The 16,226-nt window shown below is 59.6% G+C and carries 16 protein-coding genes and 1 tRNA gene; 1 reads left to right on the forward strand and 16 read right to left on the reverse strand.

What is annotated here, in order from left to right; translation table 11 throughout:
* The 16 genes from RSB01_RS09840 to RSB01_RS09915 form a co-directional block, all read right to left on the reverse strand.
* Window positions 1-508 (reverse strand): type II secretion system protein GspL (locus tag RSB01_RS09840; protein ID WP_332625388.1); only part of this gene is annotated, 508 nt, incomplete at its 3' end.
* Window positions 505-1,500 (reverse strand): type II secretion system minor pseudopilin GspK, encoded by a 996-nt coding sequence (gene gspK / locus RSB01_RS09845; RefSeq protein ID WP_332620538.1) that lies wholly within the window; start codon window positions 1,498-1,500, stop codon window positions 505-507. The genes gspK and RSB01_RS09840, both read right to left, overlap by 4 nt.
* A complete protein-coding gene (gene gspJ, locus RSB01_RS09850) occupies window positions 1,497-2,099 on the reverse strand; it encodes a type II secretion system minor pseudopilin GspJ (RefSeq protein WP_332590615.1) in 603 nt (200 codons plus the stop codon). The genes gspK and gspJ overlap by 4 nt, the downstream gene beginning before the upstream one ends.
* A complete protein-coding gene (gene gspI / locus RSB01_RS09855; protein ID WP_332590614.1) occupies window positions 2,099-2,452 on the reverse strand; it encodes a type II secretion system minor pseudopilin GspI in 354 nt (117 codons plus the stop codon). Before gspI ends, gspJ begins: the two co-directional genes overlap by 1 nt.
* Window positions 2,442-2,906, reverse strand: a complete 465-nt coding sequence (locus RSB01_RS09860) for a GspH/FimT family pseudopilin (protein WP_332620296.1) — start codon at window positions 2,904-2,906, stop codon at window positions 2,442-2,444. The genes gspI and RSB01_RS09860 overlap by 11 nt, the downstream gene beginning before the upstream one ends.
* Window positions 2,875-3,351, reverse strand: a complete 477-nt coding sequence (gene gspG / locus RSB01_RS09865; RefSeq protein ID WP_332590616.1) for a type II secretion system major pseudopilin GspG — start codon at window positions 3,349-3,351, stop codon at window positions 2,875-2,877. Before gspG ends, RSB01_RS09860 begins: the two co-directional genes overlap by 32 nt.
* Before the next feature lie 11 nt (window positions 3,352-3,362).
* Window positions 3,363-4,571 carry a type II secretion system inner membrane protein GspF gene (gene gspF / locus RSB01_RS09870; RefSeq protein WP_332590612.1) on the reverse strand — a complete coding sequence of 403 codons (1,209 nt, stop codon included), beginning with the start codon at window positions 4,569-4,571 and terminating at the stop codon, window positions 3,363-3,365.
* Entirely contained in the window at window positions 4,571-6,064 is a 1,494-nt protein-coding gene (gspE, locus tag RSB01_RS09875) for a type II secretion system ATPase GspE (RefSeq protein ID WP_332590611.1), read from the reverse strand. Before gspE ends, gspF begins: the two co-directional genes overlap by 1 nt.
* A complete protein-coding gene (gene gspD / locus RSB01_RS09880) occupies window positions 6,048-8,126 on the reverse strand; it encodes a type II secretion system secretin GspD (RefSeq protein ID WP_332590610.1) in 2,079 nt (692 codons plus the stop codon). Before gspD ends, gspE begins: the two co-directional genes overlap by 17 nt.
* Window positions 8,127-8,906, reverse strand: a complete 780-nt coding sequence (locus tag RSB01_RS09885) for a type II secretion system protein N (RefSeq protein ID WP_332590609.1) — start codon at window positions 8,904-8,906, stop codon at window positions 8,127-8,129.
* Between the two features lie 238 nt (window positions 8,907-9,144).
* Window positions 9,145-11,814 (reverse strand): TonB-dependent receptor, encoded by a 2,670-nt coding sequence (locus RSB01_RS09890; protein ID WP_332625389.1) that lies wholly within the window; start codon window positions 11,812-11,814, stop codon window positions 9,145-9,147.
* Window positions 11,815-11,893: 79 nt separating this feature from the next.
* On the reverse strand, window positions 11,894-13,393 hold the full coding sequence (locus RSB01_RS09895; RefSeq protein ID WP_332590607.1) for a hypothetical protein: 1,500 nt from the start codon (window positions 13,391-13,393) through the stop codon (window positions 11,894-11,896).
* A gap of 221 nt (window positions 13,394-13,614) precedes the next feature.
* Window positions 13,615-13,691 (reverse strand) — tRNA-Arg (locus RSB01_RS09900).
* Between the two features lie 145 nt (window positions 13,692-13,836).
* Entirely contained in the window at window positions 13,837-14,142 is a 306-nt protein-coding gene (locus tag RSB01_RS09905) for an ETC complex I subunit (RefSeq protein ID WP_332590606.1), read from the reverse strand.
* An 87-nt stretch (window positions 14,143-14,229) separates the two neighbouring features.
* Window positions 14,230-14,547, reverse strand: a complete 318-nt coding sequence (locus tag RSB01_RS09910; RefSeq protein WP_332590605.1) for a sel1 repeat family protein — start codon at window positions 14,545-14,547, stop codon at window positions 14,230-14,232.
* 62 nt (window positions 14,548-14,609) lie between these two features.
* Window positions 14,610-15,329 (reverse strand): glutathione S-transferase N-terminal domain-containing protein, encoded by a 720-nt coding sequence (locus RSB01_RS09915; RefSeq protein ID WP_332625391.1) that lies wholly within the window; start codon window positions 15,327-15,329, stop codon window positions 14,610-14,612.
* 180 nt (window positions 15,330-15,509) lie between these two features.
* Here RSB01_RS09915 and RSB01_RS09920 point away from each other — a divergent pair, with 180 nt between their 5' ends.
* On the forward strand, window positions 15,510-16,070 hold the full coding sequence (locus RSB01_RS09920; RefSeq protein WP_332591425.1) for an RcnB family protein: 561 nt from the start codon (window positions 15,510-15,512) through the stop codon (window positions 16,068-16,070).
* Window positions 16,071-16,226: the final 156 nt, after the last annotated feature.

Raw genomic sequence — 16,226 nt, forward strand, 5'->3', positions numbered from 1 at the left:
CTACCCACGCGCCGGACACAACCGTCGATAGATCAGCCGCCGATACCAGTACGTCACCCGTTTCCATGCGTACGGCATGCATGACGCCGTCTATCAGGGGAACACACAGTTGCGCGGGAACCAGCGAAGCGACACTCAATCCAGCCCCGTCTATCCAGTTTCGCCATGCCGCTAAAAGCGAACGGCGAACAACAGCCACCGGCGTCGTCCCGCCCATGGATGTACGCCCCAGTATCACCTCGTCATCGGCTAGATCATGGCCCAGCAGTTCGCTCATCTGCCAGCGGGCGGCAGCCACTTGCTGCGACGCCGTACCTTTTGGCAGTGTCAGCCAACGCACAGCCACATCTTCGGCGGGAGCAACCGCAATCCAGTCGGCAACAATCGGCGCATTGTCATCCGGTGCCAAAATACCCCGCTCTGGTGTCTCGCCCTCCGGACGTAGTTTGCGCCAGTGCGCTGGCATGCCCGTCGCCGCGGGCAGAAAGATAATAGCGTTTGCGGTCATTCTTCGGTCGTCCAGCGGCGGATAACGGTGCGGGTCGTGCCATCGGGCGCGACCTGTAAAACGAGGGTTCGAACGGCGCGGCTGTCACCGGCCTGAACATCGATACGGACATTAAAATATCGGGTAACGAGCGTGGTCTGGGTTCGCATCTGCTCGTCCGCGACCACATCGTTCAAAACATGCGGGGCCCAGAATCCATCGACACTTTGCCACCCCCCCGCGGGTCTGTTCCGGATGGCCGCACGTGCCGCCCCCATTGTCATGCGCCCTCCACTGAGAGCCACAAGCAAGGGCGCATTTTCAGGTGTCAGCGTATTCAGGTTGAGGCGTGAAAGGCGGGTCTCGGGCAAGGCGCAGACATAAGGTCGAAGCTGCCTGTAAAGAGCATCATCAAATCCCTTGATGACCCGAAGCTCGCTGACATCGGCCAGCATCAAGCCACCTGTTCGATAGGCCGTGGGACGCGACGCATAATAGCTGTCTTCGGCACCGCCTGTACCGCGAACATCCTGATCGGAATCCATCCAGTCAGTCAGGCTGTCCGCCAGAGACAGCATCCTTGCACTGGGCAAACCTAGTGCAACACCCAGAGCTACAAACTGTCCGATGCCTTGTTCTTGAGCGCGGAGATCTTCGCCCTGCCCCAGCACCAGACTGTTCAAGTTGAAACAGGCCTGCCCGTCGCTCACTATGGTCCTGACCTGACCAATATCGGTATCAACATTGATAGCCTGCCCGTTCCAGACAGGCATGATCGGCGTCATTTGCGGGTTGGCTTTAGACAGGCGCATGACCTGTTTCGCAGCAACCGTTTCGGCAACCGCCGCATGAGCCTGCATTTCCGCCAAATGCTCGACATTGCTTGTCCGACGTACCGTGAAACGCACATCATCCAGTATCAGGACACATACCGCCGCCATCACCGCCACCAGCAGCAAAACGGTCAGCAAGGCCATGCCTTCGCGCGTGCCGAGTGAGAGACTGCGCCTCATCCTGCGGTCACCGGTATCAACATCTCGACGGGGCCATAGCCGTCTAAAACCATGCGGATACGCACGGCATCCGGTAGTGGCCGCTCTGTTGAGCTCAGATAGCCCGGTCCCTCGGACTGCCCCTGAATGAGTGACACCCGAGCATCCGAAACCCCTCGATAAAGCACCTGTGCCGGATTGGGCGTTCCGCCATCCAGATGGCGGTAGGTACGGCGCTCCAGACGGCCGTCTACGAGGCGGTACTCGACCTTTTGCAAGCTGGGTCGAGCGTCACGTTCAGGATTGCTCCACCCTGCGCGCACCAAACTTAACAGGGGCTGGTCCGCTGACGGGCCTGTCATAACGGGTGCAACAAAAGGCCGGCCCGAAACACCGCGTGTTCTTCGGGCAGTCATCTGGGACACATCGCTTTTCAGCATGGCGGTCGTGCGCTGGAAATCAGCAAGCCGCGCCGCATGGCCCTTGATGGCAAAGCGCGCATCCACCACCTGCGTCAAAACCAGAACACCGGCGGCGGAAATCATGGCGAACACCGCCATGGCCACCAGAACCTCGACCAGAGTGAACCCCTCGCGGGTGGAATGGAATTTTGCGACCATCAACGCCTGTCCACGCTATGGCCAAGGCGGCGGGCCACCTGTTCTCCGTCATTGAACACGCGCACCTCAATGACATTCACACCATCTCGCGAGACAGGCGTATGGCGCATCCAGTTCCATTGTTGGCCCGCCATCTGGACCTGACCTTGTGTCTCTGACGACAGACCTAAAGCCGCCTCTGTGACGATCCGGTCGGCGACCACTGCGCCCAGCGCTTTGCGCTCCATCATGACTGTGGTGCGCGTGCTTTCCAGTGACAGCTTCACCAGAGCCATGGCCGCAAGCGAAAACACGGCAAGCGCCACCAGCATTTCAATAAGGGTAAAGCCGTCACGCGATGGGTTATGGCGCAAGCGAAACCTCCCCCGCGCCGTCAACCGTCACGATGACGCTGCGATCATCTTTTGACAGGCGAAGCGTGACAGGCTGGGTCGCTCCTGTTGGATCGAAAACCATGCGCATCGTTTGTCCGGTCGTAATGCCTTGCGGCCACGAAGCGGCCTTCAAAGCCCCCGTCAGAGGCAGCCAGTCCACTCCGTCAGAGGCCTGAAACCCATAGCCTTTGGGGTCGATTATGGCCGATACATTGCGGTTGCTAAGTATCGCTTCGTCACGCGCCATAACCAGTCGTGCGGCCATTCGCTCAGCTTCGGCGGACACCGGTGATCGTGGATCGGGTGCGGATAAAATGACCGCCGTTGCCGCTATCCCGATCACCGTAATGACCACCAGTAGCTCCACTAGCGTAAAGCCCTGCCTGTGACCTTTCGAGCGGCTAGAGGTTCCAGTTGCCGATGTCGGCATCATCGCCCTCGCCTCCCGCCTTGCCATCGGCACCAAACGACCAGACATCAAACGCACCGCCATGCTCGCTGTTGCGGCGGTACTGGTACGGATTTCCCCACGGATCCTGCGGTAGGCGACGCACATAACCCCCCTGACGATAGCGGTCAGGTTGGGCCAGGTCGGCGGGCGGTGACTTCAATGCCGCCAGTCCTTGCGGGTCACTGGGGAAGGCCATGTTGTCTAGGCGATAGGTTTCCAGCGCCTGTTCCAGCACGGCAATATCTGCGCGGGCCTTGCCCTGCATGGCCTTGTCCTGACTGGGCAGAACATTGATGACCACGACCGTCGCCAACAGGCCAATAATGGTGATGACCACCAGCAGTTCTACGAGGGTGAAACCCTCACGCCCAATGCTGTGATTATGGCGGCGGCTATTGCGGACAGATTGAACCAGTTTCGACAACATCATGACCTCGTTCACCCCATAGCCAGGGTGTTGATCTGCAAAATGGGAAGAAGGATCGACAACACGATCAGGGCCACCACACCGCCCATCACCACGATGATGGCCGGCTCCAGAAGGCTCAACATGACGGCAGTGAAGTTGGTGAATTCGCGATCGAGATAGTCGGCGGCGCGTGCCAGCATTGGCTCCAGACGCCCGCTGGATTCACCCGAGGCTGTCATGTGGATCAGTACGGGCGGGAATACACCGGCCCGTTTCATGGCTGACGACAGGCCGCCTCCCTCGCGCACAGCCTCGGACATCGCTTCGGTGGCTTGACGCAGGGCGCGGTTGGAAACCGTACGGGCGGTGATATTCAACCCCTCCAGTACCGGAAGTCCTGCGGCGATCATGGTCGCCAAGGTGCGGGCCATCTGTGCCGCATGAAGATCACGCACCAAGGCTCCGATGATCGGAAAACGAAGAACCATGGCATCAGTCTTTAGCCGGATATCCTCACGGCGGCGGGCCACGGCCAATGCCACAACGCCCACAATCATCAGCAACCCCGCCAGCCACCCCCACTGGGTCATAGCGCGTGACATGCCGATGACACCGCGTGTCAGCAAGGGCAATGTCTGGCCCATACTGTCGAACTGCTCGACCACCTTGGGCACTACAAAGGTCATCAGGGCAAGCACAACGCCGGACGCCACCAATGCCAAAACGCACGGGTAAACAACGGCGGCTATCACCTTACCGCGGATTTCCTGATCGCGTTCAAGTCCGTCGGCCAGACGTTCCAGAATGGCTTGCAGGGAGCCCGACGCTTCACCTGCCTTGACCATCGCGCGATATAAAGGCGGGAATGCCGATCCTTGCGTGGCCATGGCATCGGCCAGACCTCGCCCTTCCAAAAGGGCCGTATGAACCCCTTCCAGCGCCTGTTTGACATTAGGGCGTTCGGCCTGCGCCACCAGTGTCCGCATGGCCTCTTCGAGCGGTGTGACCGATACCAGTGTCGCTAACTGGCGTGTGGACAGCGCCAATGCCTTTGCCGACAGGCGCGACTTGCCGCGACGTGGCGCGGCCTTTCGCGCATCTTCACCTTCGCGCACATCCAGAACCAACATCTGTCGCTGTTCCAGCTGTTGCCGCACGGCATCCATACTGGTGGCGCGTATATGACCGCGCACAGTACGTCCCGATACGTCCACTGCGACATAGGCAAAGCCGGGCATCAGGCTGCAACCTCGATGGTGCGATCGCCGGTCACGCGAACGGCTTCGTCTACCGATGTCACGCCATGCAGAACCAGCTGACGGACACTATCGGCCAGCAAGCCCGTGCGGTTCGCGCCGAAGGCGGCATCGGCCAGTTCTTCTTCCGGAGCCGACATGGCGATCAACTGGCGAATGCGCTCATCAACACGCAGGGCTTCATAAACACCCTGACGGCCCAGATAGCCGGTCTGGCTGCAATGGCTGCAACCCACCGGTCGATAATGGCGGCTGCCTGCTGCCACACCGATACGGGAGGCTGTGACAACATCCAGCATATCCTCATGCCGACATTCGATGCACAGCTTCCTGACAAGACGCTGAGCCATTATCAACCGCACGCTGGACGCCAGCAGGAATGGCTCCACCCCCATATCGCGAAGACGGACAATCGCGCCTGCGGCATCATTGGTGTGAACCGTCGACAGCACCAGATGGCCCGTCAAAGACGCCTGAACAGCAATGGATGCTGTCTCGGAATCGCGGATTTCGCCGACCATCACCACATCGGGATCTTGCCGCAGGATAGCGCGCAGACCTGCCGCAAAGGTCATGCCCACTCGGCTGTTTACCTGTGTCTGACCAATGCCCTCGATGGCATATTCCACAGGATCTTCGATGGTCAGGATATTGCGCTGGCCGTCGTTCAGCCCAGACAAAGCGGCATACAGCGTTGTGGTCTTGCCCGAGCCTGTCGGGCCGGTGACAAGGATCACGCCATGCGGTTCGGACAAGGCCAGATCAAAGGCGGCACGCTGGCGAGTACCCATACCCAAGGTGTCGAGATCAACCCCGCCCTTGTCGCGATCAAGAACACGTAGCACCACACGCTCGCCCGCGCGTGATGGCAGGGTCGAAACGCGCACATCCAGATTACGCCCGCCCAACATCAAGGCGATCCGCCCATCCTGAGGCACACGTTTTTCGGCAATATCCAGCCGCGCCATCACCTTGATGCGCGACACCAGTAAGGGGGCCATGCGCGGATTGAGGCTCAAAGCCTCTCGTAAAACACCATCCACGCGCAAGCGCACCAAAAGGCGGCTCTCGAAAGTCTCGAGGTGCACATCCGATGCGCCCAGCCTCACCGCCTCAGCTATCACGCCGTTAATCAGGCGGATGACCGGCGCGTCGTCGTGACTGTCCAGCAGGTCCTCGGCAGCGGGCATCTCCTCGACCAGTCCTTCCAGACCGCTGGGGATGGCCATATCGTCGTTCACATCGCTGCCAAGAGCATGGCTAGCATAGATTTCCGACAGAAGGCGCTCGAAGGCGGCATCTTCAATGACGGAGACTTCCAGCGGGCAACCCAACAGGCGCCTCGCCTCGACCAGTGCCAGCGGATTGATGCCGTGCCTCACGCCCACAGACATCACATCGCCTGCCTGTAACAGCACCACGCCTTCACGCCGTGCAAAGCCGTAGGGAAGCTTTGGATCAGCGAGCATTATCATCGAGGTTTTCCGACGGGGTGGCGATGACGGCTGAGGGCGGCTGCGCGCGCATATAGTCGCGCAACATGGCATCAAGACTGGGCTCGACGTCGGGATGCATGGCCTGTTGCTGGGCACGCATATAGCCCCAACGGTCGGCGCTCAGCCCCTGGGCATCTTCCGGCGTGCGGATGATGGTCGGGCGCAGGAACACCATCAGATTGGTACGCCCGCCCTGACGGCTTGTGGTGCGGAACAGATGACCGATCACCGGAACGTCGCCCAGTCCAGGCACACGCGTGGATTCCAGACGTTCGTTCTGATCCAGCAAACCACCCGCGACGGCAATGTCGCCGTCATCGACCACCAGCGTGGTTTCCAGTTCCCGCTTGTCCAGAACGATGTCCGACGCGGAACGGGTCAGGACGCCATCAATGGCCGACACTTCCTGTTTCAATGTCAGGGTGATCGAGCCGCCGGAGTTGATCTGGGGGCGAACCGTTAGACGCACACCGATGTCTTTGCGCTCGGTCGTTGTGAACGGGTTGGAGTTCCCGTCCAGCAAGGTCTGCCCCGTGGTGATCGGCACTTCCTGACCGACGAGGAAGGTCGCTTCCTCGTTGTCCAAAGTCATGATCGACGGGGTTTGCAGCAGGTTTGATCCGGCATCCGTCTTGGCCGCATTGATGATGAAACCGAACAGGCCATCACCACGCTTGCCGCCCAGTCCGCCGACAAAGCCGTTGGCCCCCAAAAGACCGTTCAGGGCAATATTCTGGAGTTGCTCGCGAAGCGGATCGTCCTTGTCCAGCTTGTCCGACGCAACACCGCCAAGGATAGGCAACATCGGGCTGGAACTGTCCGAATAGTTTGTCAGGCCCGCGCCATACTCGCTCGCGGCCACCCACTGAACGCCCAGTTCGCGCACGGCATTGTCGGACAGTTCGACGACGATGGCCTCGATCAGAACCTGCTGGCGGCGTACATCCAGACGACGGATCACATCGGTCAGCGTACGCTGAAGATCGGCAGGGCCGGAAATCACCAGAGCATTGGCTCCGGGGAAACGGGCAATGGTCGCGCGCTGTCCCGTCTCAGTAATCGTGGTGGTGCCGATGGAGCCGGCTTGATCCGCCTCGCCTGCCAATGCTGTACGTGTCGTGGCTGGCGCATTGTCGGCGCGGGAAATGCCGCCACTGCGCAGTGTCGAGGCGCGCGAGGCCTGCGCACCACCCTCTACAGGCTGGCCGACAATCTGTTGCAGCACCGGAAGCAACTGCCCCGCATCGGCGTGTTCCAGAAAGATGACGTTCACGTCCTGATTGGCACGCGAACGACCATCCAGATCGGCCACAAGTCCTTTGACCCGTTCCAGTTGCCTTGCGTCGCCACGCAGCACGACCGAGTTCGAGCTTTGAACAGGCGTTACAGTGATGTTGGCGTTTTGGCCCAGTACCTGCTGCAGCACATTGGCGATTTCGCGCGCCGAAGCATTTTCCAGCGCGATAACCTGATAGTCGCTGCGGTCCACATCGATACGCGAAACCAGCGCGCGGATACGGCCCATATTGTCGGCATAGTCTGCGACGACAACATTATTGGCTGCCGCATTGGGCAGGACCTGTCCCTCGCCACCCACCAAAGGCCGGACCGTCTCTGCAGCCGAGGCGGCATCGATGTGGCGCAAGGTGAAGACCTCGGTGACAAACCGCCCCGCACCAACACCGGACGGCCCCTGAGCCGCCCCCGCTGCCGGACTGATGCGATAAGCCCCTGCCCCCGTCGGGTTCACCACCAGATCATTGGCCCGCAAAGTCGAAAGGAACAATTCGAACAACTGTGCCGAGGTCAAAGGGCGCGGACTGGAAACCGTGACCGTCCCCGTTACAGCCGGATCGACGATAAAGGTACGCCCTGTGCGGCGGCCCACATCCTGAACAAAGGCACGGATATCGGCATTCTGGACATTCAGGGTCTGGCGTTCCTGCGCCACAGCCACCGTGGTCAGACCCGCAACCGGAGCCTGCGCCGCCAGCGCCAGTACGAGAACAGAAGGAAGCAACAAACGGGATCGGCGCGTCATTTAGCGTGTCCTGATGGAAGTCATGCGCCGCTGTCCGCCGCGCTCGTATGAAATTTCAGCCGTCGCCGCATTGGAAAGCCGCTGACGAAGCGTGCTCATGGCTTGTGGTGAGGTCAGCGCCGTGCCGTTGACCGACAAGATGATGTCACCGTCCTGAAGTCCTGCTGCGGTCAGCTGTGTCGCGTTCTCGCTGGCGCTAACCTGCAATCCCTTGATCGACAGCCCTTCCAACTTCGGGCGCAAACCTGCCTCGGCAACCAGCTTGGTTGGATCGACCAATGCCGCTTGAGCCGGTGCTTGTTCAGCATCGGCAGCAGGCGTTTCTTCTTGTGAGGCCTGCGTTTGCTCGACCGGCATCTCCGGGAAACCGACACGCAGGAACCGGCCGTTCATGGCGACGATCACATGGTCAGGGTTCACAGTTTTCAGGACGGCCCCGCTTGTGACTTCCTCACCGGCTGCCACCGAAACCTGCGTACCATCCGGCAACCCGATAATGGCCGAGCCGCCACCCGACCCGTCGGCACTGACCCCGAACAGATTGAAACCGCCATTGTCATTCGTCGCTTCGACGGCGGCCTGACCTTCGGCAAAGAAGGGATCGACAAGGTTCAAAACCGCCATATCGAGAGCAACGGGTTCTATAGCCGCTGCGTTTTGCGGTTCAGGTTCGACAAACACCCAAAGGGCGCGGGCAAGCTGAACGAAGGTCGCCACCAGCAGCACCAACACCAAGCCACGACGCCAATCCAGTGGCTGGTCGAATATGGGCCAACGCAACGGCCCTAAGGGTTTGAGGCTCTGAAACAATGGCCGATGTCCCGACATGCGCCTCTCAAAGAAACGCTATGTCCGGCACCTAGCCGTGATCGTCCGTACGCGGCTTGCATGTCAAAATGACAGTCGAGCGAAATTGAAATGACGATCGATCAGAATACGGAACAATGTTTGCCGCAAAGAAAAGCCGGAGGCTCTTTCGAACCTCCGGCCAAGTCATAACGCTAAGGGAGGGATAGCGTCAGAAACGTGCGGTCAGGCTCAGCGAGAAGCTCTGGCCCAGTTCGTAGGCATTTACGAGAATACGGCCATTCTGCTCCTGGAACTCTTCGAAGTCGGTACCCAGAAGGTTACGCGCCTCGAAGGCCAGTCCCATGTCTTGCCCCTTGATCGTGAAGTCCTTGCGATACACGAAGTCGAGGAAGGCCCCCGGTTCCTGAAGATAATCAGGCTCGCGGGCACCGCCGACGCCAGCACCGCGTGCGGTGATGCGCTCGGACACATAGTTGAGGATCAAGGTCGCCTGCGAGCGGGCATTATCGTCTTCCCAGCCCAGTTGCATGTTGGCGACATGCTCGGATTGGCCCTGCATCCGTACACCGTCACGAATGAAGAAGCTGGCCTGTTCAGGCATACCGGCACCGCCCAGCGTCATGACCGTATCATCGTCACCAACGCTGACCTCGCTATCCGACCATGTGTAGTTGGCTTGTATCAGCCAGCGCTTGTTGGCGATAAAGTCGCTGTTGCTGGCGAACTCGTAGTATTTCTTCGCTTCCAGTTCGATGCCCATGATGTTGGCTTCGGGCGCGTTCAGGAAGGACTGCTGGCGCTGGTTGCCGACGTCAACGATGACGGCCTCGACCGGCTTGTCCATCTTCTTGAAGAAGAGGCCGGCCGTCACGAACTGCTGCGGGGCGAAATACCATTCCCAGCGGGCATCCAGGTTCAGGATCTCGGTATCAACCAGATAGGGGTTACCGATGAAGATGCGGTCGCTTTCCGGATCGGTATAGGTCTGCGGAGCCAGTTCACGGAACTGCGGACGACCGATGGTTTTGGACACACCGAAACGCAGTTGCTGGTCCTCGACAAAGTTCCACGTCGCCGTGAACGAAGGCAGCCAGTAGTCGGCATTGTTCTCGGTCGCCTGATAGGTCGGGCTACCGGCAAACAGGCTGCGCGGGGTCACGCTCTGGTTTCCGTCTTCGTAACGCACACCAAAGGTGGTGCGCAGGGTCGGCCAGAACTCGGCATCGACCATGGCATAGACCGCATTGGTCTTGAGGTCGGCATCATAGGCGCTGGCCCCGTTGCCCCCTGCGATTTCGCGCAACTGCAAGGTGTTCGGGTTGATATTGTAGTCCGAGAACAGGTAGTCCACGCGGGCCAGACGCTGGCTGTCCGTCAGTCCGTTGACGGCCTCGAACTGCAGATCATGGCGTTCGGCATTACGAGTATTGTCCAGCGTCGCCGCGCCAACCTTGATGGTCGCCTCTCGGCCCGCCTGCATCGGCAACGAATAGGCCAGATCGACACCACCCGACAGAACTTCGTCCTCAAGCTCCGAGAACGAAATCAGATTGCCCTGTACGTTATGGATAAAGCGGCCATCGGCATCCACGCCGTATTGGAAGCGGGTTTCATACGGCGCGTCGCGGGTGGATTTGGCATAGGCAGCGCGCCAGTCCAGCTTCCAGTTACCGCCGCCCAGATAATGCTCGCCCGCCAGTTGGGTGGTGAACAACTGGCGCTCGAACCATTCCGTATAGTCGTTGCGGATGATGCTGCCGCCAGCGTCAAAGTCAGGACCCGCAGCGCTACGGGCTTCCTTGGTTGTGCTGCGGACGTACATGTTCGTCCACTTCACCTCATGGTTTTCGTTCGACAGCGACAGCCCGCCCAACAGATTGAGGCGGACATCGTTCTGGTTCGACTGAACCGTATAGGACGAACGCGGCACCAGACCATCGCCCTGGAACATGCCCTCTTGCTGGATAGCCTCACGGGCACGCCAACTGTTGTCGTAACCGGCGGCAACGATCACACCAAGATCACCCAGTTTGTTAGGGCTGGTGAAACCGCCGGAGATTTCAACGCTGGTATCCACTGGCGTCTGCTGCATCTGGAGAAGACGCAGCGGCGCATTGACCAGTGAGTGGCCCATGGCCTGAAGCGCGTCTGCCGAATAGTTGGCGCGGTTGATCTGCTTGCCTTCACGGAAGGCCAAAGCGATCTGGCCCGGCAGTTTACGGGTGTCGTTATCGAACCCCGTCCAGTCGGTATCCGAACCGTAATAGACCAGATTATCCTTGCCGGTCGTCTCGGTGTTGCCACCAATACCGACCTTTAGATCAAGGAAGGCTTCGGCCGGAGCTTCAACCGTGGACAGGTTGATCACACCGCCACCGAACTCGCCGGGGAAATCCGGTGAATAGGATTTTTGGACCTGTACACCCTTCAGGACGCTGGCCGGAAACAGGTCCAGCGGAACCACACGTTGCAGTGGCTCCGGACTGGGAAGCGGCGAACCATTCAGCAGAGCCGAAGAGTAACGCTCGCCTAGACCGCGCACATAGATAAAGCGACCTTCCACAATCGACAGACCTGTGACGCGGGTCAGGGCCGCTGCCGCGGTGGAATCGCCTGTGCGTTGCAGGTCTTCCTGCGTCAGAAACGCGGCGACTTCCGCAGTGGCGCGGTTCTGCTGCGGGATGTTTCGCCCCAGCACGATGATCTCGGCGACCGAGGTCGGGCTTTGATCATCGGCGACAGCGGCCGGATCGGCTGCTGCGGACGGGGTTTCGGAATAGACAGATTGCGCGAGCGCCGAGCCCGGCAGCATCACGGATGCGCCAAGGGCCGAGGTCGCCAACAAAACCCTGCCCAAGGTCAGTTTGGTCATGTTCATGAGGCTTGCCTTGAAGTGGGAAGTTAAAGCCGGAAAGCGGCGAGGTTCCCCTCGCCGCTCCGTTCTTGTGGCTAGTCGATCAGCACTTCGCGTCGGTCAGGCCACAGGTCCAACCACGCCACCATGTGTCGTTGGCGTCCTTGACGGCGCCGACATAGGCGGTGTCCGTAAAGTAGCTATGGATGGTCGAGGCCTTGTACGGCGTCACTGCTGTCTCGTTGGCACCGTTGATGAAGCTCAGCACCTGATTGGTGATCGAAGCGCCCGACGGAGCCGTCAGGGTCGAGGTACCCTTGGCGACATTGTTGGTACCGGCGGCAAATACGCCTTCCGAACGGGCAGCATTGTTCGGACGGTACGAGATTTCGCACGACATGAAGACCGAATGGAACACCGGACCCGAGGTCGCGGTATCGGCATCGGCAATATCCAGACAGCCTGCTTTGGAACCGGCAACGCTGGTGAAGACCGAGTTTACGACGCTAGCCTTGGTGCCGGTGTCGAAGTGGGCGACGGTGTGGGCATCGGTCGGCGAGTTACGGCCCACCATCGTCCAGTTGGCGATCTTGGGCTGCGAGATATAGCGCGAGGCCAGCGGGGTTGCTGCCGGTGCGGCCGAGAACTCGAAGCCTGCCGAGCGGCTGGTGGCATTCGGTGCACGCTGGGTCACGATGCCGAACTGTGCGCCACCGCGCCAGCCGGTATCGGTGTCAAAGGCATCATCGTCGGCACCGGTAATAACGATGTGGCGCAGGTTCACATTGCCACCGAAAATCTCGATGCCGTCATCCGACGAGTTGTGCGACTGCACGTACTCGATCGTGGTGCCCGAGCCCACACCTGCCAGCGTCAGAGCCTGAAGCTCGTTGCCGGTCGCGATTTCAAAGCCCGAATAGCGGATTTGCACATAGCGCAGACGACCCGAATTGTCGGTCGGGGTGTTGCCGCCATAGAAGGCGTCCGTGCCTTCAACCTGACCCGTGCAAGTCACAGGTGCCGTCAACTGACAGCCAGCCTGCGGTGCGCGACCGGCGATCACGATACCGCCCCACTGACCGTGCGAGTTCTCTCCGGTCGAGCCTTCGATGTTCTGGCGGCTGGTGAAGATGATCGGGTTAGAGGCCGTGCCTTCGGCAAAGATCTGCGAGCCACGGTTGACGATCAGATAGTCGCCGCCACCCGAAGCGAACAGCTTCACACCGGCTTCGACAGTCAGGATGCCTTGGGTACCTGTGGTCGATCCTTGAGCCAGACCCATATCCGCACCCACCGAGGTACGGCCCGAGATCGAATAGATGGTGCCCGCACGCAGCGGCACGGTCAGGTTGCCATTGATCTGGGTCGGCAGCTGGCAAACACGCAGGCTGTTATTGGCGATGGTGCCAACATTCGAGAAGCCCGTCGGGCAATCTGCTGCGGCTTGGCCATTGCCGCCACCGCCACCGGTGCCGCCGCCACCCGAACCGCCATTACCAAAGTCGCCCTCGCCCGGCGATGCGACTTCAGCCGAGCCTCCGCAGGCGGCCAGTGCCAAAGTGCTCGCCGCCACAGCGAGCATGGTCTTGAAGTTGGACGTCATGGTGTTCCACCGGATGTTTAAATAAACAGCAGGACACAGATGCCCCTCGCGGATCATTCCCCTCCTGCCTTGGCGCGGAGGCTTAGTGGAACGTCACATTATGACTTGCGCGGAGCAGTGAAGTTTCGGTGGCTATTTTGTGGAACATGGTTTGGCCACGGACAAACAAACTTTGCAAAACATTCTGCAAAACAATAGGGGGGCCAATACCACTAAAACCCTGGCGCGCCCTGAAGGACTCGAACCTTCAACCGTCCGCTTAGAAGGCGGGTGCTCTATCCGGTTGAGCTAAGGGCGCATAGGGGTGAACAGGCGGACGGATAAGGGCGTTCGTGGGCGGGGGCAAGCCGCCTTGCCGATTCTTACCGACCATAAATGCAAAACGGGCTGCGACGTGATGCCGGCAGCCCGCTTGAAACCTGGTTACATGCAGGCTGGAGCGCTTAGTGCGTCCACGATTGCTTGCGGTCCGGCGAGAAATTATCGGCATAGGCCTTGATAATCACCGGCGCTTCATTCGGCTCGTGCAGACGGAAGGCGATGCCATGACGTTCCGCATAGGCGATAGCGTCTTCTTTGGTTTCAAAGCTCAGGCGCACCTGACCGTTCATATCGGTCGTGCCGCTCCAGCCCATCAGGGGGTCATTGAAACGTGCCGAAGTCGGTTCGAATTCAAGACGCCAGTCGCTCGTCTTGGCCTTGCCGGACTGCATAGCGGTCTTGGCTGGGCGATAGATACGGGCGAGCATGGGCGTAGTCCTCAACAAACAGTCGTGAGCCGTCCATAGCCTCCCCTGCGCCGCGGGTCCAGACCTAGGTGAGGTCAGGATGCGATATCAGGCAGCGCAGTGCGTGTTGCCGGTATCAATCCAGCGCCGTGCCGCCCGTTGCGCCTCGGCCAGCTCTTCGCTGCACATCTCTTCGCTCATTTCTTTGCGATAGGATCGTGCCTCCAGCGAGCCTTTGAGCGCCGCCAGATTGAAGATCATATGCGCCGAAACGCGATCCAGAGGGCAGCCGTCCTGACCGGACGAATAAGCCAGGCCCAGCTTGAACAGAGCCTCGCCATCCATATCCGGTGTTGGTAACGGCAGGTGATCGGCCACAAGATCAGCGGCGTTCTCGAAATGCCCAATCATTGTCAAACCCTCCATGCAGGAACATTCTGTCCCTATGAATGCAAGGTCATTCAAATAACAACGGTTTGAAATTTTGGTTAACGGCCTCGTTGACCAAACAAAATACTGCGGGCCGCCTCGGCATCCTTGCCACCAGATCCCAGATCACGGCGCAAATCCGCCCCTATGGCCTTGCCTTTCTGGACAGCCGGTCGAGCGGCGATACGCGCGTGCCACGCTTCCAGATTGGGGAAGTCATCAAACGTCTGCCCCTGATGTCGCGGCAGTATCCACGGCCAGCAGGCCATATCCGCAATCGAATAATCTCCTGCCAGATATTCGCGGTCCTGCAGGCGACGCTCCATCACACCGTAAAGACGGTGGGTTTCATTGGTGTAGCGGTTGACGCCATAGGCCAACTGACGCTGGTCTTGGATCATGGCCGGAGCATATTGGCGGAAGTGGTGGGTTTGACCAGCCATCGGCCCCAACCCTGCCATCTGCCAGAACAGCCATTGATCCACCTCGGTACGGCTGCGTTCGTCGCTTCCGTAAAACTGGCCGGTTTTACGCGCCAGATACTGAAGAATGGCTCCGCTTTCGAAGATGCTGATCGGCTGTCCGTCCGGTCCTTGCGGATCAACAATAGCAGGCATACGGCCATTGGGATTCAGACGTTGGAACTCGGGCGTGAACTGCTCGCCGCCGCCGATGTTCAGATATTGGACCGTATATGGCAGTCCCATTTCCTCAAGGGCAATGGTGATCTTGTGACCATTGGGGGTTGGCCAGAACCACAGTTCGATCGGTGCAGACATCGGCGTCACTCCATTCAAAAGCGAAGTGAATAGATGAACACCATCAGGCCGGACGGCAAGGCGTCATCCGTTTGAGGCTCTATTCGCAATATGAACCAATCTAAAAATTCGGTTCAGATTCGGTTCAGGCACACCTCTCCATGTTCGACCTCGACAGGGCAGAGACAAACGGAGTCGACGATGAAAACCAGCACCAGAGCCGCCATAGCCATTCTGGCACTGGCCACGACCGCCACCCCTATGTTTGCCCAAGCGCAGGATCGCCGTGATCGTGGGGAACGTCACGAACGCTATGATCGTAATGACCGGCACGACCGTTATGACCGCCGCGACCATCGTGGCCCGCAACGCGAGTGGCGCTCGGACCATCGCCCTGCCCCGCACCATGTCCGCCCCCGTCATGACGACAGGCGCTATGCCGGTCCGCCTCGCTGGAACCGCAACGACCGTAACTGGTGGCGCGATCACCGCGACTTCCGTGATTATCGCGGCAGCCGCGCGGGATACTGGTACGCACCGGGTTATGGCTATTACAACGTAGATTCCCGTTACCGTGATTACCGCTGGCGCGCGGGTTCATATCTGCCGGCCAGCTACCGGAGCTACTATGTACGCGACCCGGACTTCTACGGTCTGCGTCCGGCACCGTACGGATATCGCTATGTTCACGCAGGTAATGACATCGTCCTGATGGCACTGGCCAGCGGCCTGATCAGCAGTGTTCTGAGTGGCGTTTATTAAAGCTTGAAGTTCAGTCTGAACTTGGCCCCGCAGACTATGGTTTGCGGGGCTTTTTTATCCTGACAAAGCCTGTCGGCCTTGTTCAGACCGGGTTCATGGAATGACGCCGATACTCGTATTATAGTGATTTTGGGTAAGGACCCGAAAAATGAAACG

This window comes from Brevundimonas sp., assembly GCF_036659295.1.
In the GTDB taxonomy this organism is placed as follows: domain Bacteria; phylum Pseudomonadota; class Alphaproteobacteria; order Caulobacterales; family Caulobacteraceae; genus Brevundimonas.